The sequence below is a fragment of the Metallosphaera javensis (ex Hofmann et al. 2022) genome (assembly GCF_022064045.1).
In the GTDB taxonomy this organism is placed as follows: Archaea; Thermoproteota; Thermoprotei_A; order Sulfolobales; family Sulfolobaceae; genus Metallosphaera; species Metallosphaera javensis.
Genome location: NZ_JAKNCW010000018.1, coordinates 1 through 24,359, shown reverse-complemented (window position 1 = coordinate 24,359; position 24,359 = coordinate 1). Strand labels below are relative to the sequence as shown.

General features: G+C 50.9%; 24 protein-coding genes, 1 tRNA gene and 3 pseudogenes. 12 read left to right on the top strand and 16 right to left on the bottom strand.

The genetic code is table 11. The annotated features are described in order from the left end of the window. Window positions 1-102: 102 nt before the first annotated feature. From L3N51_RS10185 to L3N51_RS10175, 3 genes are read right to left on the bottom strand one after another with little or no spacing between them, the layout of a single operon-like run. Window positions 103-870 carry a thioredoxin family protein gene (locus L3N51_RS10185; RefSeq protein ID WP_238027111.1) on the bottom strand — a complete coding sequence of 256 codons (768 nt, stop codon included), beginning with the start codon at window positions 868-870 and terminating at the stop codon, window positions 103-105. 1 nt (window position 871) lies between these two features. Further along, window positions 872-2,497, bottom strand: coding sequence for a helicase C-terminal domain-containing protein (locus L3N51_RS10180; protein ID WP_238027110.1), 1,626 nt, complete (start codon window positions 2,495-2,497; stop codon window positions 872-874). Continuing rightward, window positions 2,488-2,778, bottom strand: coding sequence for a hypothetical protein (locus L3N51_RS10175; protein ID WP_238027109.1), 291 nt, complete (start codon window positions 2,776-2,778; stop codon window positions 2,488-2,490). The genes L3N51_RS10180 and L3N51_RS10175 overlap by 10 nt, the downstream gene beginning before the upstream one ends. A gap of 149 nt (window positions 2,779-2,927) precedes the next feature. On the opposite strand from L3N51_RS10175, the gene L3N51_RS10170 reads away from it, so the two are divergent. After that, window positions 2,928-3,248, top strand: a complete 321-nt coding sequence (locus L3N51_RS10170) for a Rieske (2Fe-2S) protein (RefSeq protein WP_238027108.1) — start codon at window positions 2,928-2,930, stop codon at window positions 3,246-3,248. Here L3N51_RS10170 and L3N51_RS10165 read toward each other — a convergent pair. From L3N51_RS10165 to L3N51_RS10155, 3 genes are all read right to left on the bottom strand, one after another. Then, window positions 3,226-3,846, bottom strand: coding sequence for a type I 3-dehydroquinate dehydratase (locus L3N51_RS10165; RefSeq protein WP_238027107.1), 621 nt, complete (start codon window positions 3,844-3,846; stop codon window positions 3,226-3,228). The two genes, L3N51_RS10170 and L3N51_RS10165, sit on opposite strands and share 23 nt — an antisense overlap. Before the next feature lie 327 nt (window positions 3,847-4,173). Beyond that, on the bottom strand, window positions 4,174-4,530 hold the full coding sequence (locus tag L3N51_RS10160) for a PaREP1 family protein (protein WP_238027106.1): 357 nt from the start codon (window positions 4,528-4,530) through the stop codon (window positions 4,174-4,176). After that, complete coding sequence (locus L3N51_RS10155) at window positions 4,496-4,855, bottom strand: PaREP1 family protein (RefSeq protein WP_238027105.1); 360 nt, start codon at window positions 4,853-4,855, stop codon at window positions 4,496-4,498. Before L3N51_RS10155 ends, L3N51_RS10160 begins: the two co-directional genes overlap by 35 nt. A gap of 201 nt (window positions 4,856-5,056) precedes the next feature. Here L3N51_RS10155 and L3N51_RS10150 point away from each other — a divergent pair. Both L3N51_RS10150 and L3N51_RS10145 read left to right on the top strand, forming a co-directional pair. Continuing rightward, window positions 5,057-5,409: pseudogene (locus L3N51_RS10150) on the top strand (IS1/IS1595 family N-terminal zinc-binding domain-containing protein); the annotation flags it as partial. Window positions 5,410-5,598: 189 nt separating this feature from the next. Further along, window positions 5,599-5,847: pseudogene (locus L3N51_RS10145) on the top strand (ISNCY family transposase); the annotation flags it as partial. 67 nt (window positions 5,848-5,914) lie between these two features. Here L3N51_RS10145 and L3N51_RS10140 read toward each other — a convergent pair. Then, a pseudogene (locus L3N51_RS10140) lies at window positions 5,915-6,169 on the bottom strand (transposase); the annotation flags it as partial. 63 nt (window positions 6,170-6,232) lie between these two features. Between L3N51_RS10140 and L3N51_RS10135 the strand changes: the two are divergent. Together L3N51_RS10135 and L3N51_RS10130 are read left to right on the top strand one after the other, a co-directional pair. Next, a complete protein-coding gene (locus L3N51_RS10135; protein WP_238027104.1) occupies window positions 6,233-7,366 on the top strand; it encodes an AAA family ATPase in 1,134 nt (377 codons plus the stop codon). Between the two features lie 4 nt (window positions 7,367-7,370). After that, complete coding sequence (locus L3N51_RS10130; RefSeq protein ID WP_238027103.1) at window positions 7,371-7,742, top strand: hypothetical protein; 372 nt, start codon at window positions 7,371-7,373, stop codon at window positions 7,740-7,742. A 96-nt stretch (window positions 7,743-7,838) separates the two neighbouring features. On the opposite strand, the gene L3N51_RS10125 is transcribed toward L3N51_RS10130, so the two are convergent. From L3N51_RS10125 to L3N51_RS10085, 9 genes are read right to left on the bottom strand one after another with little or no spacing between them, the layout of a single operon-like run. Next, entirely contained in the window at window positions 7,839-9,011 is a 1,173-nt protein-coding gene (locus L3N51_RS10125) for a 3-phosphoshikimate 1-carboxyvinyltransferase (protein WP_320056947.1), read from the bottom strand. After that, complete coding sequence (locus L3N51_RS10120; protein ID WP_238027133.1) at window positions 8,998-9,777, bottom strand: shikimate kinase; 780 nt, start codon at window positions 9,775-9,777, stop codon at window positions 8,998-9,000. Before L3N51_RS10120 ends, L3N51_RS10125 begins: the two co-directional genes overlap by 14 nt. Next, window positions 9,750-10,919 carry a chorismate synthase gene (gene aroC / locus L3N51_RS10115; RefSeq protein ID WP_238027101.1) on the bottom strand — a complete coding sequence of 390 codons (1,170 nt, stop codon included), beginning with the start codon at window positions 10,917-10,919 and terminating at the stop codon, window positions 9,750-9,752. Before aroC ends, L3N51_RS10120 begins: the two co-directional genes overlap by 28 nt. Further along, complete coding sequence (locus L3N51_RS10110; protein ID WP_238027100.1) at window positions 10,906-11,676, bottom strand: shikimate dehydrogenase family protein; 771 nt, start codon at window positions 11,674-11,676, stop codon at window positions 10,906-10,908. Before L3N51_RS10110 ends, aroC begins: the two co-directional genes overlap by 14 nt. A gap of 10 nt (window positions 11,677-11,686) precedes the next feature. Beyond that, window positions 11,687-12,733 (bottom strand): 3-dehydroquinate synthase, encoded by a 1,047-nt coding sequence (gene aroB / locus L3N51_RS10105; protein ID WP_238027099.1) that lies wholly within the window; start codon window positions 12,731-12,733, stop codon window positions 11,687-11,689. After that, window positions 12,730-13,722 (bottom strand): 3-deoxy-7-phosphoheptulonate synthase, encoded by a 993-nt coding sequence (gene aroF / locus L3N51_RS10100; RefSeq protein ID WP_238027098.1) that lies wholly within the window; start codon window positions 13,720-13,722, stop codon window positions 12,730-12,732. The genes aroB and aroF overlap by 4 nt, the downstream gene beginning before the upstream one ends. Further along, the gene (locus L3N51_RS10095; RefSeq protein ID WP_238027097.1) at window positions 13,719-14,753 is read right to left on the bottom strand and encodes a chorismate mutase; all 1,035 of its coding nucleotides are present in this window, start codon (window positions 14,751-14,753) and stop codon (window positions 13,719-13,721) included. Before L3N51_RS10095 ends, aroF begins: the two co-directional genes overlap by 4 nt. Beyond that, a complete protein-coding gene (locus L3N51_RS10090; RefSeq protein WP_238027096.1) occupies window positions 14,754-15,692 on the bottom strand; it encodes a transketolase family protein in 939 nt (312 codons plus the stop codon). Next, complete coding sequence (locus L3N51_RS10085; RefSeq protein ID WP_238027095.1) at window positions 15,661-16,482, bottom strand: transketolase; 822 nt, start codon at window positions 16,480-16,482, stop codon at window positions 15,661-15,663. Before L3N51_RS10085 ends, L3N51_RS10090 begins: the two co-directional genes overlap by 32 nt. 191 nt (window positions 16,483-16,673) lie before the next feature. Here L3N51_RS10085 and L3N51_RS10080 point away from each other — a divergent pair, with 191 nt between their 5' ends. The 7 genes from L3N51_RS10080 to L3N51_RS10050 all read left to right on the top strand — a co-directional run bounded on the left by L3N51_RS10080 (window position 16,674) and on the right by L3N51_RS10050 (window position 24,213). After that, on the top strand, window positions 16,674-17,546 hold the full coding sequence (locus L3N51_RS10080) for a HesA/MoeB/ThiF family protein (protein ID WP_238027094.1): 873 nt from the start codon (window positions 16,674-16,676) through the stop codon (window positions 17,544-17,546). A gap of 7 nt (window positions 17,547-17,553) precedes the next feature. Beyond that, window positions 17,554-18,483, top strand: coding sequence for a lysylphosphatidylglycerol synthase domain-containing protein (locus L3N51_RS10075; RefSeq protein ID WP_238027093.1), 930 nt, complete (start codon window positions 17,554-17,556; stop codon window positions 18,481-18,483). Continuing rightward, window positions 18,452-19,456 (top strand): hypothetical protein, encoded by a 1,005-nt coding sequence (locus L3N51_RS10070; RefSeq protein WP_238027092.1) that lies wholly within the window; start codon window positions 18,452-18,454, stop codon window positions 19,454-19,456. The genes L3N51_RS10075 and L3N51_RS10070 overlap by 32 nt, the downstream gene beginning before the upstream one ends. Then, window positions 19,434-19,688, top strand: a complete 255-nt coding sequence (locus L3N51_RS10065; RefSeq protein WP_238027091.1) for a KEOPS complex subunit Pcc1 — start codon at window positions 19,434-19,436, stop codon at window positions 19,686-19,688. The genes L3N51_RS10070 and L3N51_RS10065 overlap by 23 nt, the downstream gene beginning before the upstream one ends. 264 nt (window positions 19,689-19,952) lie before the next feature. After that, complete coding sequence (locus tag L3N51_RS10060) at window positions 19,953-22,091, top strand: FMN-binding glutamate synthase family protein (RefSeq protein WP_238027090.1); 2,139 nt, start codon at window positions 19,953-19,955, stop codon at window positions 22,089-22,091. Further along, on the top strand, window positions 22,088-24,028 hold the full coding sequence (locus tag L3N51_RS10055) for a class II glutamine amidotransferase (protein WP_238027089.1): 1,941 nt from the start codon (window positions 22,088-22,090) through the stop codon (window positions 24,026-24,028). The genes L3N51_RS10060 and L3N51_RS10055 overlap by 4 nt, the downstream gene beginning before the upstream one ends. Window positions 24,029-24,137: 109 nt before the next feature. Then, window positions 24,138-24,213: transfer RNA gene (locus tag L3N51_RS10050), tRNA-Gly, on the top strand. Window positions 24,214-24,359: the final 146 nt, after the last annotated feature.

Genomic DNA, 24,359 nt, shown 5'->3' with positions numbered 1-24,359 from the left:
CGGGGTTATATTTAAGGAAACGCTTAGTATCCCGACTGGGCTGAATTGTAAATTAGATAAATCTTTTGCAAAGACGCGGGGAGTGAAGACTGGCTCAGGACCTCACACCACCTGAATTCCCTTCAAAGACCTCTGTTCCTTCTCCACCCTCTCCCAGATTGAGTCGTAGTTCTCCATCAGGTAACCGTAAACCTTGGCAATCCTGGTCATTGTGTCCACCTCGGAGAGAGGGTGAATCCTGAGCCCTACCCTTCCCACTGCGCCTCCTCTAACCATGAGCCAGTGGGCAAATATTTCCAGAGTGTACCGGGAGAACAGCTCTTCCCTGGGTACCTTCCTCCCATACAGCCAGTAAATTTCCCTGACGAAGTTGGAGGAGATGTTCCTGAACATCTTGGGTTCCCATTCCTGAAGTATCTTCTCCCTATCCTTAACAAGCACGTTCCTCAGATAGTTGTATCCCTCTTCCCCGTGCTCCGAGAGCGCAAGTCCCGTCACTGCCATGACGAAATCCCTCTGGGACAGGAAGGAGTCAAAGTCCCTATTCACGTATATCCAGGCAGTTGCAGCGAAGGAGTCCACTATTCCCTCCATCAGCTTTGTGACCAGTTCCTCCCTGTTGAACGTTCTCGTCACTCCCTTCCCCTTGAGCAACTCCTCAAACTCGTCAAGGTCCACCTTCCCTGCATAAATTAACTTTCCGTCCACGAACACCGAGGGAGTGGAGATTACCCCCCTCTCCAGGGCCAGGAAAGGGTATATCTCGGTGTCCACCAGCTTAACTTTCCCAAGGAGTCCCTTCTCCTCCAGATACTCCACCAGCAGGTTGCACTCGGTGCAGTTCCTATGCGTGAAAATCTCAACTTCCATACTACAGTTTGATTTTCTTGGGATTAAAACAGTTTACCTTTAGTTTCCACCACGAGGTTTCAAACCTCCTATCAAGTAACCACACGGTAGCATGGTCCTCCCTGCTCCTTATTGCCCTACCTATTGCCTGCTTCACCGCTATGAGGGCTGGTATCTCCATGAGTGCCTCCCTCACGGATTGACCTGTAAGTCTGTAAATGGCCTCGCTCCTCAGCTTGAGGTAGTCATCAAAGGAGGGGTACGGGATACCGCAGAGCGCCACGTCACTGATGACGCTTGCCCCATCCCTGGTGAGCTCTATCCCCTCGGATAATTTCCCTCTGGCGACCCCCGCAATCACCAGCTTCCTCCTGCCAGATTCCCTGATTACCTCCTCCAGGTCCGTTCTGCTACCCTCCACGTATTTGTCCACCTTCACGTGGGACATGACCTTCTCCATGATCGAGTAGCTGGGGAAAATAGCAAGTACATTTGCCTTCGCCGTGTGATATATTCTCAGTAGGTAACTGGCGTACCTCTTCCACATCTCCTGGCTCCTCAGGGAGTAGGAGGAGGTAACGTCCACTGCCAGCATGCAGTCAAAGGTGCCTGTCACCTTCCTTCTGAGCTCCTTCTCCACGTCCAGGTAAAGGATTCTCCTGTTTATGCCCAGGACCTTACTCAGGTAATCCTGAGGGGGCATGGTACCGGACATGAGTATCACGGGGAGATCGTCGCGGTTAAGGATGGACAGGAAGGGAGACGAGAGGAGAGGCTTCATTACCAGGTGACCGCGGTATGAGAAAACGGGAGACTCGTCGGAACTGTAGAACTTGATAACTGTCCCCAGGTGAAGTTTCCTTATCGCCCTCTTCATTATCATTTCATTCCTTCTCTCGTCGTACTCGTCCTTCAGGAGTTTCAGCTCGTTTTTATCCAGTTTGGGGTAATTCTCCACCCTGATGTACCTTTCCTCTTGGAGGACCACCTCCGCCAGTTCCCTCCTGATCCTTTCCAGAATGGAGATTGCCTCCCTGCTCTTGACCTCCTTCAGTGCCAGCTCCAGGGTCTGCTGGCTTAGCTTCCTTTCAGCCAGTTCGTTGAGGTTATCCAGGTTGTGGGCCTCATCCACCACAAGTACGAACTCCTCTAGGTCCAGTCCGAGGGCCTCCCACATCCATGGGGTAAACACGTAGGGATAGGTCAGGGCAATCACTTCAGCCAGGCCTGTGGAGTTAAGCAGGGAGAAGTAGGGGCAGAACTTCTCCCTAATCCCCTTCTCCTTGAGTTCCCTGAGCAGGGTGAAGGGAGGTTCCTGGGAATCCACAGGGACTGGGACGTTGGAATCACAGAGGGAGCAATTTATGTCCTCGGTGTCTGCCCCCTCGTCTGCATACAGGCAAGCCCTGGCCTTTCCCATCACGAACCCAAACCTTTTCCCCAGTCTAGTTGCCTCCCTGTACACTGGGTAAAACTCGTTGTGGGTCCTGACTGCGAAGAGAACCCTAGGTCTGACTTCCAGCGCGGAAACTAAAGAGAAAAGGGTTTTCCCACTCCCTGTGGGAGACTGTAAAGCCACTAAAAGGCCTTCTCTTAATCCCTTAACTACCTTGTCCTTGAGCGCTAGTTGCCAGTCCCTCAGCTCCACTCTTGCGTCCTTGCAATAACCTCATCTAGCATTATATACCTTATGAATGACTTCTCTCCGAGCCTGGCAATATCTGAGGCCTTGCCCTTAACCTTGACGGTCATCATGAAGCTGAACACGTTATCGATCTTGGCCAGTGAAGAGATCTCCTTGAGGACGTCCTCCGAGGGGGAGGTATCGAGGACAAGGATAGCCCTTATCTCAGTGCTTGGGGAACTCTGAGCTATTTCCACTATCCTGTAATCCACCTTCGTTCTCAAAGCTTCGTTGTAACTTATCATTTCATACACCTAAGATAACATAGTGTTTTAACATTATAAAATAATCTACTAAATACCCAAGGGAATCGGGATCATATAAGTGAATTATTAAGTCAATTATAAGTCGTGAGTGTCGTGGAACTTTTAACCGGGACTGTCAATTTCCTCCCGTGATAGTCCAGAGACCGGAGATGAGGGTTGGGGAGAAAAGGAAGGTGGAGGTCGAGGGTAAGGTAATACTGTTAATATATCTGGGCGGGGAGAGGTACCTGGCGTTTGATAACGCGTGTCCGCACCTGGGTTGCGACCTCAGCAAGTACGGGGTGTTAATAAGGGAGGAACTTGTGTGCCAGTGCCACTTCAGCCACTTTTCGGTGAGGGATGGAAGACCACTGAAGGGAGCGTCAAAGAGGCCCATTCCCGTGTACTCTGTGAAGGTTGAAGGGGACAGGCTTGTCCTTGAGAGGGTTAACCTGGAAAGAGGCAGTTGAGGATCCTCTTGGCCTCAAGGTAGTGTAGCTGACCCGTGGCTGTTGGGGAATCCACGTAGGTGTAGAGCAACTTGGAGCCCAGGAGGGAAATACCCAGCCTCTCAAGGGGATCCGGGCTCATGGGCATGAACGTGGAGTTGGGTTTTGTGGAGATATAGGAGAGTATTTCCCTGTATCCCGGGACGTTACCCACGGCTATCTTCACCGTGAAGGCCTCGCCGTATCTCAGGAACAGGTGATCTATCTCGTCCCGCGCTGGGAGGGAACGAAAGTAGTGGGCAGAGACCACCTTGTTCTTGAACTGGACTCTCCTTCTGGAGAGGAAGGAGGCCTCAACGTCATAAAGGATATTCAGTTCAGCCAGCCTGTTCAGGTAATCCTCCTTGAAGTCGTCTGTGAAGTCCCCAACGCCTCCCTCTTCCCTGTCCCTCAGGGTTACCATTATTCTGTGCTTCAGGGGGACAAGATCGAGCGGACTTGGAAATTGATGGGAGTAGTCCAGCCTCAGTTCCACTAGGTCTGCATCTATTTCCTTGACTCTCTTTATGTCGTCGGGTCTTGTCACTGGTAGGGACGCGACTATTAAAGGTCTATTCACGGAGAAAAGTACGCCTAGGCGTTAATATGCATAGTCATGAACAAGTTTAGTAGAGGGAAGAAGGTACTTGAGAGATGGTTTCAGATTACCTTCACAGTCATGGTCCTAAGCTTATTTTGATTCAGAAAACTTGGTACTTCAGGGCGGGGTAGTTCACAAAAAACATTAATTTTCACATGTTACAGATTATTACTTTGAATTAAAACTAACGACTATTCTCTCACGAGTTAATGCTCGTAATTTGTCGTGGTTAAAAGCGCTAGTTAAAATGGTCTAGAAGTATATAGTAAATTGTGAAAGAAAAACTATTTCGTGCTGGAATCTTATTTATAAAAGTCTTATTAATTTTTTGACTTCGTATCCTTTATCTCTAACCTGATCGAGATTAAGCTTCATTTCATGAAAACCATAAACATGTAAGGTCCACGCTGAGGTCCAACAGAAATATATTTCATCAGACATTTTGCTTGCAACATCAAATAGTAACCTTGATTCCCATCTTCTTTTAACCTTAACTTTTTGTATTATATCCTTTAGATCGTGTTTTATTGCTAGCAGTTTTATCGTTTCTTCTGCTGCTTTGTAGTATTTTTCGCTTGCTTGGACTATGTCTCCTTTCTCCAACAACTCGTCAGCTTCTTTAATCCAACTAGTTATTAGCGACCTTATCTCCAAGTTCGACAAGTTTTCTCACACTTTCAACACATTTCCTCAATGCGTTTTCTTCTAATGTAACTGTTTGTAACGCAATTGCGCAGTCCCAATATTTAGTTATATTTTCGTACGCCTCTTTTAACCTATAAACGACATCGAAGAAATCCTTTATGTCCCATTCTCCTCTTTCATTAACTTTTTGTATTATATCCTTTAGATCGTGTTTTATTGCTAGCAGTTTTATCGTTTCTTCTGCTGCTTTGTAGTATTTTTCGCTTGCTTGGACTATGTCTCCTTTCTCCAACAACTCGTCAGCCTCAAGTAAATATACATCGGATGCGGTAAGTAATCTCACAACATTTATTCTTTATCTATAAGTTAAAAATCTTAATTACAACGAAGTAGAGCGAGGATAAGGTAAGGGGTGTGAAGGTTCAGGTTAGAAGCAAATCTTTATTTAATCAAACTAACTAATTAATTTTTAACGTGTATAAAAAGTGAGTGTGACTATAATGTTATCATCAAGGCATAAATATTTGTGAAGGGAGTATTACTTATGGCTAAGAGGGGAAGGAAACCTGTTTATAGGGACATATCGTGTCCCTCTTGTGGGAGTAATCATGTGGTTAAGAACGGGAAGGTGACGGGGAGACAGTTCTACCTGTGCAGGGAGTGCGGGAGGAAGTTCGTGGAGGGAGCTAAACATCGTTACGATAGGAGCGTGAGGGAGAGGGCCCTCAGGATGTACGCGAACGGGATGAGCATGAGGGCCATCTCCAGGGTACTTCAGGTCCCACTGGGCACAGTCTTCACGTGGATCAAGAGGTACGGAGGGAAGAGTGCGCAGAGCTCGTGAAGCTGTGGAGGAGAGCTAAGGGGCTGGGTGGCGTGAAGGTCGTGGAGAGCGTGTCCAGAACGCATAAAATTCAACTTATTTTGATAGGAAAATATAGATAAACGAGTGAATTAGTGAGACCTTAATTCCATTAAAAGTTCCAGGAATGACTTTACGTGATTCTTGACATGTTAAACTAAAGTATTACTCTGATTCTGCGAAGACCTAGAAACTCAAACAGTTTCTCGTTGAATTTTTCTCAGTCCGGACGCTCTCTCGAGGGTGACAGGTCCGTGCCCGTTGGACTCCTCCCCGAGGGAGAGCACCACGTCACGTACCTGGGAGTCCCCGTGAAAATAGTGGTACTGGAGGACTATAAGGGTTTCCGGCAGGAGATACCTCTTCTCCACCGATCCCTCCATGTCCCCTGAGGAGATACCGCGTGGAAGAACAGGTGGGACGTGGAGGTGGTTATAAGGGAGTTGAAGGCTCTGGGCCTGGAGAAGTGTTCTAATAAACCTTTCGACCTGAAAATCGTGCATAGCCCTGACTACCCGCGAAAGCGGGACGTCACGTCCCCTACCTGACCTCGAAGGGCCTGTTGTGGTAGCCCATGCTCCACACCTTGCGAGCTTCCTGGTGCAGGCAATCACCATCTTCTTACCGCGAAGCCTGTCCCTGTGCTCGTCGTAGAACCTGGTGACGGGGTTGTTCCTGTTGGCTATCATGGCCAGCGCAATGTAGAGCGCCTTCCTGAGGTAGCGATCACCACGTTTGGATATTCCCCTGGACGTGGTCCTCGATCCGCTCCACCACGGGATCCAGACCGCAGAAGACGGAGCTCTCAGCTGAGGAAGTGCTACTAATGTTTTTAATCGTTTACGTTTGAATATTAGTGTGAAGATTGAGATAAAGGATTTAGGCCCCATCATCAGTGCTGAACTTGAGCTAAGAGATTCGGTGGTGATAGTTGGCCCTAACGCGTCTGGGAAGACCACACTCTCTTCCGCTTTCTACTTCTTGATCGATCCGTTTTTCATTAACCTTTTCCCTGTTCCTGGAAGCAAACTAGAGGCTAAACTAGATGCGGACGTAGATCTAGAGGGAGAGGTGGAACTGGATGTTAGACATATCGTGGAATTAAACAAGGAAGAGGTGGTTAAAACACTTGAGGCTAACATCAAGAGAATCCTTGACGAGCGATCTTTTGGAGATGTAGTGAAAATTTCATCCGATAAGTTCAGGCTTGTTCTAGGTAAGGATAAGGATGTGGAGGTAAAGGGCTCTGGTAAGATCAAGCTGAAAATAGATTACGTTAAAGGAGACCACTCCTCCTCCGCCATCTCCTTTGAGGGTAACATCATAAGGGCAATTGGTAACAAGGAGAGGATCAGAAATGAGGTAGCCTCCTATGCAGTTTCTAGGTACTTTCAACTTGATGATTGGATTCCCACGTTATTCCTTAGTACCGAAAGGATAGCCTTCGCCCAGCTTCTCCCACTCATCAATTACGCCGTATTTTCACCCCTACACCCATCACCGCTGAAACCTCTGATCTTAGACTTACTCAGATACTCAATCACCGGAGAGTTTGATGTGTTTGGCCACAAGGTGGTTTTTGATGACTTTCCTCACAAGGATCTCAAGGTATTCAAGGATAGCAGGGATATTGGCTCCTCTGTGGCCACTGGGGTTTATCAATACTCCTTCGTGAAGGCCTTCCTCTCCTATCCTTGGGTAAAGGGATTAATCGTGGAGGAACCTGAAATAAATCTTCATGTTAACGCCCAGATTCAAGTAGCTAGAGAGATCGCGAACTCGCATAAGAGAATGTTCATCACTACACATAGTGAATGGGTGGCCATGGTTTTGGCATACCTCCTCAGGGATAGGGTAAGAGTCTACGAAATTGTGAACGGAAAGACGGAGCCTAGAAAGGTGAGCGAAGACGGATGGCTTGAGAGGTTGGTTACTATCTCCCCCATTCAAAGGGAGGTATTGGAGAAGATGATAGAGAAGTCGTTCGGGTGAATTCTTGCCTCGAGTCATCTTTTACAATGATGCCTACATCTGTGTGAAGGTGGATCTCCTCTGCGGAGAGGGCGTTGACGGTTACTGCGAAAGGAAGGACGGAAAGGAGAGCCTTCTGGTGGAGATCAAGGAAAGCGGAAATCCAAGTAAAATAAAGAAATCGTGCGATCAAATTGAAAATACCCTTAAGAACATGAAGGAGGGAAAGCCCCGTAAGGCCTACATAGTTGTGGAGAACGTGGAGGAAAGGAGTTGGCAACAGATCAGCAGTATTATTGAAGAGTATGAAAAGACCTTGGACATAATAATAGAACAGGTTTGCATCGAGGATGAAGTCCTTAATGACATCCGCGATATCTTGTATAAGGTTAGGTAGGGGATCGGTCCAGCCTCATGTGGGGCTAACCATACTAGTATATTTGACGAGTTGTTTACGTGAAATACGCAAATAGGACCTGCATTTTGCGGAAAATTATGCCTTGATCTTGAGCCTTGATCCCAACCCTAGCAGGTCATCCCAGTATCTGGGATTGCTCTTGTTTACGCATTCAGCGCTCCTGATTCTGCCACCTGCCCTTAGTGCCAGGTCCCCAGCCATCATGGCGATCCTATGGTCCTTGGGGCACTCCACCTCACCACGTCTTGGCTCTCCCCCCACGATAGTTATGGTGCCGGAGGAATAGGATCCGCTTACCCCGAAGCTGGACAGAGTGCTCAGGATTGTGGAAACCCTATCGCTCTCCTTTATCCTCAGTCTTTCGGCCTCCAGTATCTCGGACTTCCCAGGAACAACTGCCATCAAGGCTGCAAGCGAGGGGGCAAGATCCGGAACGTCATTTATGGACACGCTTATGGGTATTCTCCTCCCTGTGTCCTTCACTATCCACCTGTCACCCGTCACCCGGCTCTCTGCCCCCGTCTCTTCAATCATGTTCACTATCTGATGGTCCCCCACGTAGCTGGGAGGTGGGTAGAGATTGGCAATCTCCACTTCACCACCCGTCAGCACTGCGCCTATGGCGTAGAATGAGGCGAGGGCGTAATCGCCCGGTACGTTTCCCTCAAATCTGCGCAGGTTCCTGCACTCCACAGCTATTTCCTCTCCCTGAATGGTAACCCTCCCTCCCACGGAGGAGATCACATCCGCTGTCATGTAGATGTACCCCCTGGAGGAGACCGGTGGGATAACCCTTATCCTTCCTTGACCCAGGAGGCAGTAGGCGTAGATCAGTCCCGACACGTATTGACTGCTCTCCCACCCCTCCACCTCAGTCTCTGGTCCCAGTTTACCCTCCACGGTCAGGGGGAGGTTGAAGGCCGAGAAGTGACCGGGCAGGCTCTTCAATGCACTGAGGGGTCTCCTCCTCAGGGTCTCATCTCCGTCTAGCCTCACCCTCCTGCCCAGTGCCAGGATCACGGGAATTATCATTCTCAGAGTTGTGGCCGATCCGCCCAGGTAGAGCTCTTCCTTTCCCTGCTTCAGCGCGTTCACTACGTTCACGGCCACCTTTACGTCATCCGATTCAGGGAGTCCCCTGAGGGATACATCCGTGAGGAGGGAGAGAAAGACATACCTAATTCCCAGGCTCTTGGAGGGAGGAGCGTTCACCCTCCCCTCAATTCTGGAAGGCTCAATCTCTACCATCAAGGTTTACCACCCTGGTCACCCTCACTTTCCCTCTCCTCTCAAAGGACTCAATCACTGGTCCCTCTTCCCCCTCCCTCGTTACGGCGAAGTATGAGGGCCCGTTCCCGGAGAGCCCAGAGGCCAGAGCTCCCTGTCGCAGAGCGTCCTCCACAAGATCGGTGGGCAAGCCCAGGATCTCCGCTATGGCTATACCGTTCAACTTCATCGCATCCCATATTCTTCCCTGAAGGGCCATTCTGAATATCTCAAGGAAAAGGGTCCTGAAGGACCTGAGTCTGTTCAGCTCTATCTTTCCCTTTCCGCTCCTCTCCAGGATCACCACAACCACGTCAGTGGGGGCCCTTTCCCTTTTCAGGACCTTGAATTCCTTATTGTAAGTGAAGGATATTCCCCCATACCAAGACGAAATCGCATCGTCCAGGGCACCAGTATAGGAGACTCCAGCCTTCAGGGAAAGGATTGCCGATAGTTTCGGGACGTCCACCTCAAGGGAGTACTTCCTGGCTATTTCCCCTATGAGCGCAGTGGAGACCGCGCTACTGCTCTTTAACCCACTTCCAACAGGAATCTCTGACTCCACCTGAACCTCAAGATCAGGTAAGCCGAGACGGGAGAAATGGTCCAGGATTGTCACGAGGAGCGGGTCCTCCACATTCCTTTTCCCCTCTCTTACCCTGACCTCAACCTTCATGTTCACTGCCATGGATGAGCCATACCATGAGGGCAGGGCGTTCACTACTGAGACTCCGCCGTAGGCCTGCATTCCTCCATGTACCTCCTCCACCTGTCCTCGATTACCTCAGCCTGTCTCTCCTCCAGTTTCACCGGCGGAATTACCCCTGACCTGAGGGAGTGGTCAACAAGTGTTATGGCCACCATGGACTCAGCCACGGAGACTCCCCTAATCGCAACCGCCGGGTCGTGTCTCCCCAGGACTGAGATCTCTGCTGGTTCTCCCGTTCTCAGGTCGACTGTCCCCTGCGGTTTCCTTATGGAGCTGGTGGGCTTGAAGGAGCACCTCACCACTATGTCCTCTCCAGTGGTTATTCCACCTAGAATTCCACCAGCCTTGTTCTCCCTCCATCCAAGTTTCTCTCCCTTTCTCACTATGGAGTCGTTCGCCTCACTTCCCTTCATTCTGGAAGCCTGAAACCCTAGCCCGTACTCAAACCCCGTCACCGCAGGAATGGAGAGGATTGCCTTTGCAAGGTCTGCCTTGATCTTGTCGAAGACCGGCTCTCCCAGCCCTGCAGGGGGATTCCTAGCCACGATCTCCGCAACTCCTCCATAGCTATCTCCCTCAACCGTAGCCTGCTTTACCAGTTCCTGGAACTTGGCCTCAGTGTCCGGGTCGGAGGCTCTCACCGGGCTGTACTTGGAGCAGAGGATCCCCAGAAAGTCCGCAGGTGGAGAGTCCAGGGGGCCCAGGCTCTTTAACCTCCCGGCTATCCACGTATCGTGAAACATCAACAGCTTCTTGGCTATTGCCCCGGCTGCGACCCTCCCCACGGTCTCCCTTGCGCTGGATCTACCTCCTCCCCTGTAGTCCCAGTTCTCGTAACCGTACCTCATGATGAAGGGAAGATCTGCGTGTCCAGGTCTGGGTTTAACCCTAACCTCCTCGTAGAAGGAGGAGATAACGTCGGTGTTCCTGACAACTATGGCTATGGGAGAGCCCGTGGTCCTTCCGTTATAGACCCCACTAAGTATCTCGGGAATGTCCTTCTCCCTTCTCCCCGAGACGTAGAGCCTCCCGGGTTTCCTGAAGGAGAGCTCAAATTCCAGGTCCTCCTGAGATAGTCTCAGCCCTGCGGGCACCCCATCCACCACCACTCCCACGGCAGGACCATGACTCTCCCCAAACGTGGTAATGGTGAAGAGTTTGCCAAAGCTATTTCCCGGCATTTAGGAAATTCACCACCTCTATGTCGTTGAGAGATTTACCAAACCAAATCTTTTCAGCCTCCATGGCCTGCCTCACCAGGATCTGGAGGCCATCCACCACGGCCATTCCCATTTCCCTCGCCTTTCTAAGGAAGGGAGTTTCCTCCTTGTACACGAACTCCATAGCCAGTTTTCCCCTAACGCACTCCAGGGGGACAGCTCCAGGGTCGGGGATGGTGTTAACAACCACGTTGTACTCTCCCTGGCAACTTCCGGAAAACCTGGCAGAGATACCCTCCTCCCTCAACCTGGAAACCAGTTCCCTCCCCCTGTTCTCGGTCCTGTTCTGCACAATTATGTCAAAACCCAGCTCTCCCAGGGCGAAGGAGGCAGCCTTGGCTGCCCCTCCTGCTCCTAGGATCAGGGCAGAGCCCTTCTCCACCCCCGTGACCAGCCCCTTCACTGCAAGGTAGTCGGTGTTATATCCCCTTCTCGCGTGGATCGTGTTCACCGCCCCCACCTTCTCCGCCTCCGGTGCAAGGGAGTCCAGAAATGGGATCACGTCCTCCTTGTAGGGGATGGTCACGTTCAGCCCATAGGTGAACTCAAGTAACCCTGGAAACGCTCTCTGAAACCTCTCCCTCGGCACGTCAAAGGTAACGTAAACTGCCCTGATTCCCAGCCTTTCGAAAGCGAAGTTATGTATCCTCGGTGAGAGGGTGTACCTTATGTTCTCTCCCAGCACCCCTAAAAGGCTAGTGTCTGGTCCAATCTCCAAGCACTTCAGTTCAATTACCCCCCAGACACTGCTTGGCGAAACCCTCAAGGGTACTCAGTGGTACCCTCACCCCTCTCCAGTTTCCTATCCTGGTGGGGAAGGGCATCAGAACCTCCTCTCCCCTCCTCTTTTTATCCTTAGTCATGGCGTTCAGGGCTTTCTCCACATCAACCCTCGCGTTCAGACCCTCCGGAGAGATGGGTAAACCAAAGAGCTGAAGTAACCAGAGGACGTCCTCCACGACCCCTTCCTCAGCGTAACCCATCTCCTCAGCGATTTTGGCCTCACATACCATCCCAACCGAAATTGCCAGGCCATGGGGGACTGTGAAGTCCGATCCTGCCTCTATGGCGTGACCTATGGTATGCCCAAAGTTAAGCACTATCCTTATTCCCCTGGTTTCCCTCTCGTCCTCCGCAACCACTGCTAACTTATCCCTTACCGAGGAGGATATGACCCTCTCCAGGGACGTCTCCTCCTTCTCCAGGATTGAGGAATGGTTCAGGGAGAGAAAGTCGTAAAGCTCCTTGTCAAGGACTAGGGCGTACTTCACGACCTCCGCCAACCCCCTTCTCAGCTCCTCTGTGGGCAGGGTATCCAGATAAGAGATGTCATCCAGGATGAGGGAGGGCTGATAGAATGTCCCTATCATGTTCTTGGCCTCACCGTAATTAACCCCGGTCTTTCCCCCAATCCCAGCGTCCACCATTCCAAGGAGGGTGGTGGGAACGTTAACCAGGTTTAGACCACGCATGAAGATTGAGGCTGAGAAGCCAGCCACGTCAAGAACAGTTCCTCCACCAACTGCCACCAGGTAATCTCCCCTTGTGAAGTCGTGTTCCAGGAGCCTATCCACGATCTCAAGGGCGTTTTTTAGGTCCTTCCCCTTCTCCCCGTCATCTATGGCTATCTCCAGGTCCCCCTTCAACCCGGGGTTCAGGGACTTGGGATGAACGATGCACTTCCTCCCGGGGAGGTTCTCGACTTCCCTTATTGCCCCCCTTCCAACCTTCACGGTCACATCTGAACAGCACACCTTCTCAAGAAACTCGATCATGCGGACCTACCTAGGACAGACGCCAAACCCTTAATTCTTTCCATCAATAACTGGAAGGACTCGGGCGTGAGCTGTTGCTCGGAATCGCTTAGGGCCACCTCAGGCTTTGGATGAACCTCCACAAGTAGCATGTCCGCACCAGCTGCTACCGAGGCCAGGGCCAGAGAGTGAACCAGTTCCCTCTTACCCGCAGGGTGACTTGGATCCGCACAGAAGGGAAGATGAGTCATGAGCTTCCCTGCAACCATTCCCCCGATGTCGAGGGTGAACCTGGTGGACTTCTCAAAGGTTCTAATTCCCCTCTCGCAGAGAACTACGTTACCGTTACCCTCCATCATCACGTACTCCGCAGACTGTATGAGCTCCTCCACGGTGTTTCCCAGTCCCCTCTTGAGCAACACGGGCTTACCCAGTTTTCCCACCTCCCTAAGTAGAGTGAAGTTTTGCGAGTTCCTGGCCCCTATCTGGACCATGTCAGCGTACTTGGCAAAGGCCCCTGCATCCCTCGCATCGAGGATCTCCGAGACCACGGGGAGTCCAGTCTCATCCCCGGCCTTCCTGAGTATTTTCAGACCTTCCTCCCCCAGCCCTTGGAAGGAATAGGGACTAGTCCTGGGCTTGTAAGCCCCTCCCCTCAAGAGGGATGCCCCAGCCCTCTTCACGGCCTTGGCAACAGTCTCCGTCTGCTCCTCAGATTCCACTGCGCATGGGCCCGCAGCCACCACAACCTTGTTGGATCCTATTTCCACATCCTTTACCTTCACCACCGTAGGCTCCTTCTTCCATTCATTTCCGGCCAGAATGTAGGATTTCTTGGTCTTCACTACAAACTCCACGGAGTCGTCATTTATTCCCTCTACCGCGGAATCCGGCCAGGCCAGTGCCAGTTCCTTCCCGTAAAGGTTTAGAAACTTGAACGAGGCTGAACTGGACTTGAGTCTCTCCCTGAGTGAGGAGTGATCCTTGCCCTTCAATATATAGAGTATCATTTCTTTTCCTCTTGAAGAGTGGAGAAAAGAGTATTTAACTCTCTAAGTCCCAGCCTCCTCGCCTCCTCGGCGTAGGGGTTCATTTTCTGTATCTCTAGGATGACCGGTTCCAGCTCTTTCACCCTCTTCACTATCTTGTAGATTTCCCTGAAGTTGGTGGTCTGGAACTGGGAAAAGTCAACATTAAGCTCCTTGGAGAGAAGTTCTAGGCTCCTGGATAATCCCATGATGAAAAAGTGGGGTAAAACCTGAACGATGGCCATCAACTTCTCGTGCGTATCCACATCTGTGATCAGGGGTGTCAATCCTACCCCCCTCCAGAACTGGGATACCTCCTCCACCTCCCCGGTGGTCACAGAGGGGATGAGGACTATTTTCTCACCCACCGGGTTAAGATAGGGACCGAAGAGGGGATGGGTGGACACGAACCTGAATTCCATCTCCTTGGACATTTCCTCCAGCTTCCCGAAGAACTTCATCTTGCTAGAGAGAATATCCATTACCACTTTCCCCTTGGAGAGGTGAAGGAACTTGGTCACGTTCTCCGAGAACACCCCCTCGGGGGGAAGAGCCAGGATCACGATCTCTCCCCATTGAAGGGCCTGGGGCATGGGCATGTAGGTGAAGTTAAACTCCAGTGCCAGTTTCTGGGACTTCTCTTGGCTCCTCCCGGTGATCACGACCTCGTGTTTGGCCAGCTTGAAAAGGGAGGCGAGGGATCTTGCCATCCCACCATAACCAACAAGGGTAATCCTCCTCTTTTCTGAGGGGTTGACCTCCCTCATCTTGGCAACCGAGAACATGGTGGAGAGGAGGTTATCCGCCAGGGTTTCCGGAATTCCGTAGATCTTGGCCAGACTCCTCCATCTCTCCCTGACCTCAACCTCCCTTCTCTCGTCGGTGACCGGGAGACCCTCCCTCTTCTTGAGGTGGCCAATCTCAGAAACAAGTTCAAGACGTCTAAAAAAGAGTTTGAAGAGCTCCTCATCAACCCTGTCAATCTCAGCCCTTAGTCGATCCAGTTCCTTCATTTACTTAATCAACTCTAGGGCTGAGTTAACAATGGTCTTGGGCGTGATGCCGTAATAGTCCAGGAGTTCCCTCTGGCTCCTAGCTGACCTGCCGTATGTGGTGGCTCCCACGAATCTCATGGGAACGGGGTAGGTTTTCACCACAGTCTCAGCTATTGCTGATCCCACCCCACCCATAACGCTGTGTTCCTCAACGGTAACTATTCTCCCTGTCTTCCTAGCATAATATTCAATGGTGGACTGATCTATTGGCTTTATTGTGGGCAAATTGATTACCGCTGCGCTGATTCCCATCTTCTCCAGTTCTTCTGCTGCCTTCAGCGCGTCCCAAAGGACCACACCTGCGCCCATAAGTGAGATATCGTCTCCCTCCCTCAGGACATACGCCTTACCTATCTCAAACTTGTAGTCCATTGTCGAGGTGATGGGAGGAGAGTAGTCCCTTCCCATTCTGTAGTACAGAGGTCCCCTATCCTCCAGGACCACGGGCATGCTCCTCTCCACCTCTGCTGCATCTGCCGGTATGATTACCTTGAAGTTGGGAATCACTCTCATGAGCGCTACGTCCTCAAGGGCCTGATGGCTCGACCCGTCACCACTGTCGCTGTAACCCGAGTGGGTCACGAATACCTTGACGTTGAGGTTCATCCTTCCTATGCTGTTTCTCATCTGTTCCCACGCCCTCATCAGGAACATGGCGAAGCCCACGACCACGGGTTTCTTTCCCACAGCGGAGAGACCGGCGCCGAAATTCACCATGTCTTGCTCGGATATGCCTATGTTGAAGTATCTGTCAGGGAACTTTTCCTTGAAGTAAGAGGCCCTGGAAGAGTCGCCAACGTCGGCAGTTATCACCACTATGTCGTTGTCCTTCTCCCCTAGTTTAACTAGGGTTTTGCCGAAGGCCTCACGAATTGAGGAGAAACTGCCTTGCAACATCTGGAACAGTCCTCTGTCTCTTGGTGTTTTCTATTGGGGTGAACCCCTTACCTCTCTTGGTTTCCGCGAAGATGACCGCGGGTTTACCTGTCTTGAGTGCCTCACCTACAGTGGAGATCACGCTTGCTATGTCATGACCGTCACAGTTAAACACTCTCCATCCCACAGCCCTCCACACCTCCGGCAGGAATTCCTTGGGCTTAACGTTCTTTGTGCTCTCGTCCAGCTGGAATCCGTTCATCTCTATGATCGCCACCAGATTGTCTAGGTTGCGGGCAACCGCGTGGGTCATGGCTTCCCACACTTCGCCCTCATCCTGTTCTCCGTCTCCCATGATAACGAATACCCTTCCAGTTCCCTTGGCCATCTTTATTCCCGTGGCAACTCCAATCCCAAAGCTCAGACCCTGCCCCAGGCTTCCAGTGGACATATCAACTCCCGGTATGAAGGTCTCTGGATGGCCTTGGAGAAGGCCTGAGATGTCCTGGATTTTCCACAGTTCCTCTTCCTTGATGAGTCCCTTCTCGTGCAGAACCGCGTAGAGAGCCGGAGCCGCGTGGCCCTTGCTTAGGATCAGCCAATCCTTGTTAACTGGATCGTTTGAATCTCTTAATATCTTGAGCTCGAGAGCCGTAAGGATCTCGATACTGCTCAAGGAGGATCCAACGTGGATCGATTGATCGTAGAACTGCATCCTTATTACGTTCTTTCTAGCCCTATCTGCTACCTCCTTGAGCTTGTTTAGTTCCTCTATTGATATTGGAATTCCATCACGCCCACCTTTTTCCATTGGTGCAACAACAAACCCCCGCAATAATGCAATATCTCCCTTTTTTAAGTCTTTATCTTTTTGGAGGTTAAGGTGACCCCATCGTGAGGGTGGAGCAATTCACGTTGGCTTCTGGATTCGTTAAAGTCCGTTTCAGGGATATCACAACGTAAGGAGTCAGAGTTTTATGAGTTGGCGAAGATTGGAATGGGGTGGATTCACTGAGCAACTTGGAGATGTTCACCAGACAGTTGCTGGTTTTAGGGCCTGAGATCCAGGAGAAGTTGTTCTCACTGAACGTGCTGGTGGCAGGTTGCGGTGCCCTGGGCACTGCCATCATTGAGCTCTTGGTTAGGCTAGGTGTGGGACACGTCACTGTTGTGGACGCTGACGTGGTTGAAACTTCTAACCTTCACAGAACGCATCTCTTCACCCTGTCTGACGTTGGGAAACCCAAGGCGCTGGTATGTGCCCAGAAAGCCATGGAGATTGGCAGTGGATCCAGGGTAACCCCAGTTCTGGATATAGTGGACGAGACCAACGCTGAGTCTCTTGTGAAGGGAATGGATTTCGTTTTCGATGCACTGGACAACGTAAATCCTAGGCTTATTCTTAACGACGCTTGCGTAAAGAACGGAGTTCCCCTGATCTACGGTGGAGTGTCAGGAGAGTATGGCTCTGCACTTTTTGTGAGTCCGAGGGATACTCCCTGCCTCTCCTGCTTCATGGAGCCCATGGACCAGGCAGACGCTTGCGAGACCATGGGGACCACTGTCATGACCGTGTCCCTCGTGGCTAACCTTCAGGTCCAGATGATGCTCAACGCCCTGCGGGGAGATATCCCAAGGGGTCTCTATTACGTGGATGCCAGATCCCTTACCCTCCAGGTGGTGGACATGAAGAGGAACCCGTCCTGCGAGGCCTGTTCCCTGGGGGAATACAAGTACCTTGGAGGAATAAGGACGAGCTGTGGACTTATCAGGGTGAACGAGAGGCCCCCTGAAGGGCCCAGGCCTTACCTGAGAAGGATGCCAGATGGTCTACTCATCTGCTACGAAAATTGTTTTAAGAAGATAGGGAGATAAATGGGAGATGGAGAAAAAACTACTGATTGCAGTACTGATACCGCCTGCTGTAATTATTGCTTATTCGCTCTATTTTCATATTGACTTTGTAAATGTACTAAAGACCATGGATCCAGCGCTCTTTGGTCTCTTTGTGGTAACTTACATTGGGCAACTCCTGATCCTTGCGGTGAGAGATTCAAGGATCACCAAGGTTCCCTACTTCACCGCGTTCAAGGCCAGGTTACTGGGTAATGCCGTGGGGTTGGTTATTCCTGGCTGGGCTGGGCAGGATCTGGCGAGAGCGTCTGTGTATTCTAGGTATAACCAGGATCTGGTCAAGTCCTTTGCCCTCTCCCTCACAGAGGCCTTCTATGACGTGGTTATCGGTTCCCTCATGTTTCTCTTTCTCGTGGAGATAAGGGCGTCCCCAGTGGACTTCATTTACATTCTTGCCACCTTAGGAAACGTTGTGGGTTGGGTTGCAGGGACAGGATACGTTATTTTCACGTCCAAGAAAGTGGTGAAGGCGGAGGAGAGGATTGCTAGGTTCATGAAGCTGGAGAATTACTATTCCCTTCTCCAGAAGGGAAAGGACATGGTCAAGGAGGCCACCACAAAGGAGTCCCTGGTTGTGAACTCCCTTCTCACCCTTCTTGGCTACTTGGTTCAGTCAATAGCGTTTTACTACATTGTTCCCTCCTTCCCCCTTGATGTGCTTGTCAACATGACCTACTTTGCCGCTTCACTGATCCCGGTGCCTGCCAGCTCGGGTTTCGCGGAACTTGGCCTCTCGATCTACTTTGTCCCAAGGGTTGTGGTGGCCCTGAGAATACTGGAACTCATAGATTACTCCCTTGGCTTCCTACTCATAAGGGAGATAAGCCTTAAAGACCTTAAAAGGCAATTTGATGAGATTAGGGCATATGGAAAACTTTCTGAGAGACCCAGCGCCTGAGGAGGCATCAAAGCTAATCTCCTCTATCTACTCCATGAAGAGCCTGTGTATCAGGGGACCTTACGATCCCGATTTCGTCATCTTCTCCTCGCTGATCTCAAAGTACTTCAAGGGAGAGATCGGGGTGAGCTTCTCGTCCACTTGCGACGTCACTCTGGAGAAGAGAGATACGGGAAGTTTCCTGACGGTGGAGGGAAAGGAGATATACGTGGGTTTCTCCTCCTTCACCTCACTCCTTCCCCTAACCATAGACGACCTGGTTCCCATGCTGGCCGGGATCTCGTCAGACCTGATTCTATACAGGAGGAAGCCAAGTCCCTGGGAAGAAAACCTTTTCACCAAGGCTCAGGACCTGGGAGTTACTGAGGAGAAGTCCCTGAAGATTCCAGGTTACAGGGAGATTCCGCTCTTCCTTTCGCTTTCCTACTCCCTGGATCCATACATCCCTGAAATCTCAGGGAACAGGGAAAACTCCCTAAAGCTAGTGAGGGAGATAGGGGGAAACGAGTTCACCAAGCTTAGTGAACTTGACGAATCACAGTTGAATACCCTGGTATTCAGGTTAATTACCCTTCTGGTGAAGGTGAACCCTAAGGTTGATAGGGAAGAACTCGTGGTTAAGAGGTACTTCTTTCACGGCTATGACTTTCTTGAGCTGGGTTTCGCATCCATTTATCTCCTGGACAAACTTGGCTATCCAGGGCTTTTCGACTTGGCACTCAGTCCTTCCCTGTTCGGCCCGTCCTTGGAAATTTACAGGGAAAGCCTGAGCCTAGGTTTCTCCCTAGATATGATCGAGGAAAGAAATCGTTATCTGGTTAACACGTCTCTAGCCTCACCGCTTCTGGCTTACGTCATACTCAGACAGTTGGGCAAGAAGGGAAAGCCCGTATTCGTCAACGACGGAAATAGGGTTTTTACCTCCAGGTTCTTTGGGAATGTGGGAGAAGTTGATTCAAAGGATAAGGATTAACATTTCCACAGGGGATCCCCGTGAAATACTAAACGCCATTCAGGTTGATAACGTGGATTTGCCCGAAGGGATGAGCATAGAGATGAAGGAGACGGGTGAGGGCGTTGAAGTGGTGGTCGAAATGAAGTACAGTGATCCCAAGTCCATACTTACCCTGAGGAACACTGTGGACGAGATACTGGAACACGTGGAGATGCTCATGAATATTCTGAAGAATGATTCGAAGTTGTAACGATTTCTCAGCTCATTTTCAGGTTAGATAGCTTGGTTTGATAATTAAAAACTTCCAATTGTTTAAGGTATTGCTAAAAAATGTTTTTAGTGGAATATGGGCTTTATGTGTTCAATACGAAATACCCACAGTATTCATTGGAAACTAGTAGAAAGATTTACGCTATACTATAACAATGACTAGCTGAGTTCGAACTTATATCTTACGTGAAATCTGCATGAACAAATAAATAAGAATCTCAGCAAACGTGATTTTGCGATCTCATTGCTCATAATAAACAAGTATTTACCAGTCCCAAAACAGACGGACTCGGAGTTCTGGACAATTGAGAGGCTAGAACACATAAGGCAACTTGCTCAGACAGGGGAACCCCATCAAATCTTCACCAGCAGGAGGAACAGTCTAAGGATATTGGACAGGGTTGAATTCAGGGTTGCTGAAACCAAGATAACTAGAGAACCCTCAGCTGATACCAGCATTTCCTTTAAGGGAATATCCATGACCTCACCCCTCTACCTGGGGGATATGTCCTATGGAGCTCTCAGCGGGAATCCCAACATTGCCATAGCTGAGGCAGCTGACCTCACAGGTACCCTGGCCGGGACCGGAGAGGGAGGGCTTCATCCTGAGGTTGCAAAACATAAGAGAATCTTTGTGCAGTGGGCTTCAGCCAGGTTCGGGGTTGACGTTGATGTTCTTAATGCTGGACTCGGTGTGGTGATAAAGATAGGTCAGGGAGCCAAACCAGGAATTGGAGGACATTTGCCTGGAAGTAAGGTTACGGAACCCATCTCCAAGACCAGGAGAATCCCTGTGGGAATGGACGCAATCTCGCCAGCCCCTCACCACGACATTTACTCCATAGAGGACCTTGGTCAGAGGATTGAGGCCCTGAAGGAGTTGACCGGAAAGCCGGTCTTCGTGAAGGTGGCTGCAACCAACTACATACCCTACGTGGTCTCAGGAATCGCTAGAATGAAGGCGGATGGAGTGATAATAGATGGTCACGGCGCGGGCACAGGGGCCACCCCAGCAGTCATAAGGGATAACGTCGGTATACCCATAGAGCTGGCCGTTGCTTCCGCAGATTCGGTTCTAAAGAGGGAAGGACTCAGGGATAACTTCACCATAATCGCTGCGGGGAGGGTTGGTGACGCGACTGACGCGGCCAAGTTGATCGCCCTGGGGGCAGACGTGGTGAGCGTTGGTACCGGGGCCTTGGTCGCCATGGGATGCGTCATGGTCCACAAGTGCCACATAGGGTCCTGTCCCACCGCGCTCACCAACAAAATAGATGGTACCAGAATCATGGAAACCGAGTTTGGAACAAAGATGCTGGTCAACTTCGTGAGGGGATTCTCCCTTGAGCTGGCCAACATCCTGGATAACCTCCACCTGTCCTCCGTCTCGGAACTCAAGGGAAGGAGAGATCTCCTTTATGGCTATGGCCTATCCAGGGATACCCTGGAGATACTTGGAATCCAGGGAGAGGTTGAGGAGCTTAACCCCAAGTTGGGTGAACTTTGGACGAGAAGGAGGAAGAACGCTCTCCACGATCTCATAAACAAGGGAGAACCATCCCTCACCAGCATGGGTAGTACAGCGCCTCCAGATGTGGAGAAACCAGCGAGGATTCTGGACTGGTTAAGATCCGATGGGGCTCAGGTGACCAGGCCGTCAATAGACCCCTACAGGGAGGACATAGATACCAGCTTCCTGCTTAAGGGAGGTGAACTTTACCTTTCGTTACCAGTAATGTTCGACGTTACCAATTCACCGCAGGAGTACACGCAGGCCTTTGCGTGGGCTTCCCTTGCTCTTGGAACACTGGTCTTTTCAGTGGAGGCTGTTCACCCATTTGAGGAAGTTTCCCTCTCCTCGGACGGAAAGGGAATTGCCACGTGGTCCACAAAACCGGCTCTGGGTAACTACTTTGTTCCCGAGGACCTCGAGGAGATGGAGGAGCTGGCAAACGAGGGAGAGGTCCCAGGTTTCATTCTGGACGAAGACGTCATGGGAGAAGATATAGAGCTAGTGATATCCGATGCAGACCTCAGGCTAAAGGAGGCTGGGGTAAGGAACAGGTATGACCTGATAGCCAAGTCCTCTAGGCTCAGGGACTCATCCGACGTATTCAAGCTGGTTGCCCTAGGTGCAGATTCCGTGATAATGCCCTATAGCGTCCTGGAGGTGGCCATAGGAGAGGGGAGTAAGGGAAATCTGAAGGAGAGGGCGTTCAACCTGATCTCAGGGATCAGGAAGGAGATAGCATTGCTCGCCGGATCAGCGGGAATTTACAGCATTCAGTCCAGTTTAACGGGCAACAGGGAGCTCCTGAGGGCCGTGAACCTGAACTCATACGTTGCCAGGAGAATAAGGGTCAGGCAGGCTGGTTCCCTATGATATCCCCATCAGGTTGCGGAGTCTTCGGAGTTCTGAGGAAGCCACACGCCCCCAAAATAAGCGGAGATTCCGTGGTGAGATCCATAGATGCAGTGAGTTACAGAGGTAGCGATAAGGGGGCAGGGTTCGCAGTTTTCAACCTTGAGGAGGGTAACTACTACTACTTGAAGGCGTTCTTCTTGGAGGATCCAGGGAAGATGAGAAGAGTGATGGAAAGTCAGGGACTCCAGGTTATAGAGGAGAACATAGAGGCTGAGGACAGGGGAGTGTGCAGTTGCAATTACAAGGTTTCCATTGGAAACATTGCCCAGTTGAGGAAGGCTGTGAGGAACCTCAACGAGATGCTCTGGCCAGAGAGGAAGGGAAGGATATACAGCATGGGCAAATCCCTTCAGGTATTCAAGGGAGTTGGCTATCCCAAGGACATTGCCAAGATATACGACGTGAACAAGTACCAGGGGGACATGTGGCTGGCCCACACCAGACAGCCCACGAACTCACCGGGAAGTTATCCCTACTGGTCCCATCCTTTCTCATCCTTTGATGTTGCCATCGTTCACAACGGCGACGTCAGCTCCTTCGGGGCAAATCTGGAGTTCCTGCAGTCTAGGGGATGGGGCGGTTTCGTGGGTACGGACAGCGAGGTCATGGCTTTCCTCTTCGAGGAGTTGATCAGCGAGGGTCTAACAGTGGAGGAGGTCGCCAACATTCTGGTCAATCCCTCCAGGAGGACCAGTGCCATATCTCCACATCACGATTACCTGTACAGGAACGCAAGGCTAGATGGACCATTCACGGCGGTGATTGGATACGACTCCGGAGATGACCTGTACTTAATTGGGCTGGCTGACAGATCCAAGTTCAGGCCCGTTCTCATTGGCGAGGATGATCACTACTACTACATCGCCAGCGAGGAAAGCCAGATAAGGCTCATGAGTCGCGAGGCAAAGGTGTGGACCCTTAACCCCGGGTCATACTTCATTGCCTCCCTCAAGAGGGGAATACTTAGTCACGGTAGGGATGTGGAGGAGATAAGGAATTTCTCGCCATCCCCGACCTTCATGGTTCCAGATTATGACGTAGATGCGAGCAGGATAGGATACAAGGACTTGGACAAGGAAATTCTTAGGACGGGAAAAAGGGAAGTTAAAGTGGTCAACGTTCTGGGGCACAGGTTCATTGGCATAAAATTCCCCAGGGGAGGACTGAGGGTGAGGCTGTACGGAGTTGTGGGAAACGCGATGGCCAATCTCAACGAGAATAACGAGTTTTACGTTTACGGTAATGTGGCGGATGACTGCTGTGATACCATGCATGGGGGGAAGGTGGTGATAACCGGGGATGCTAGGGACGTTCTTGCGCAAACTCTTCAGGGAGGGAAGGTGTTTGTGGGAGGAAATGCAGGGAACAGGGTAGGCATACAGATGCGTGAATATGCCAACAAGAGACCTTACCTGGTGATAGGTGGTAGGGTGGACGACTATCTTGGGGAGTATATGGCAGGGGGAGTGATCATGGTTCTCGGCATGAGAGAGAAGGGCGAGAAAACAGGGAACTTTGTGGGGACAGGCATGGTTGGAGGAAGGATTTATGTCCGCGGAAAGGTTGACCCTGCGAGGATTGGGATGCAACCCAACAGACTGGAGGTAATGAGGCTTCTTAAGGCTCTGGCCATGGAGGGTTACGTTCACGATATAGACTACAGCATGTCATACATTGACGTCATGAAGAAGCTTGATGGTGAGGCGAAGAAGTATGCCAAGAGACTTTTCGAGGAAAAGGTGGGGATTCCCACGTACGAGTATAGGGAGTTGACTGACGCAGAATTCAGGGAGCTGGAACCAGTTATCAGGGAATATGACCAAGACCTTGGAACTAAGGCCCTTGAACTTCTGAACGAGAAATTCACCGTCATATATCCATCCAAGGAGAAATAGAATGAGGCAGGTGCGTAGAAAAGCATAAATATTATACTTCTCTTTACCTTTTTGCGAAGGGCCTGACACTGCTATACAGCAGGGTGTGAGGGCTCAATATCCAGTCTGTGCGGCCGTAGTCTAGCCTGGATTAGGACGCTGGCCTTCCAAGCCAGAAGTCCCGGGTTCAAATCCCGGCGGTCGCACTTGTCCGATTGTGGGGGGGGGGGGGGGGGGGGGGGGGGGGGGGGGGGGGGGGGGGGGGGGGGGGGGGGGGGAGGAAAAAAGAAAGCGTAAGGAGGGAGGGGGTAAAGCGAGAAGGGCGGCGGAGCAAAGAAAAAAAAAAAAAAGA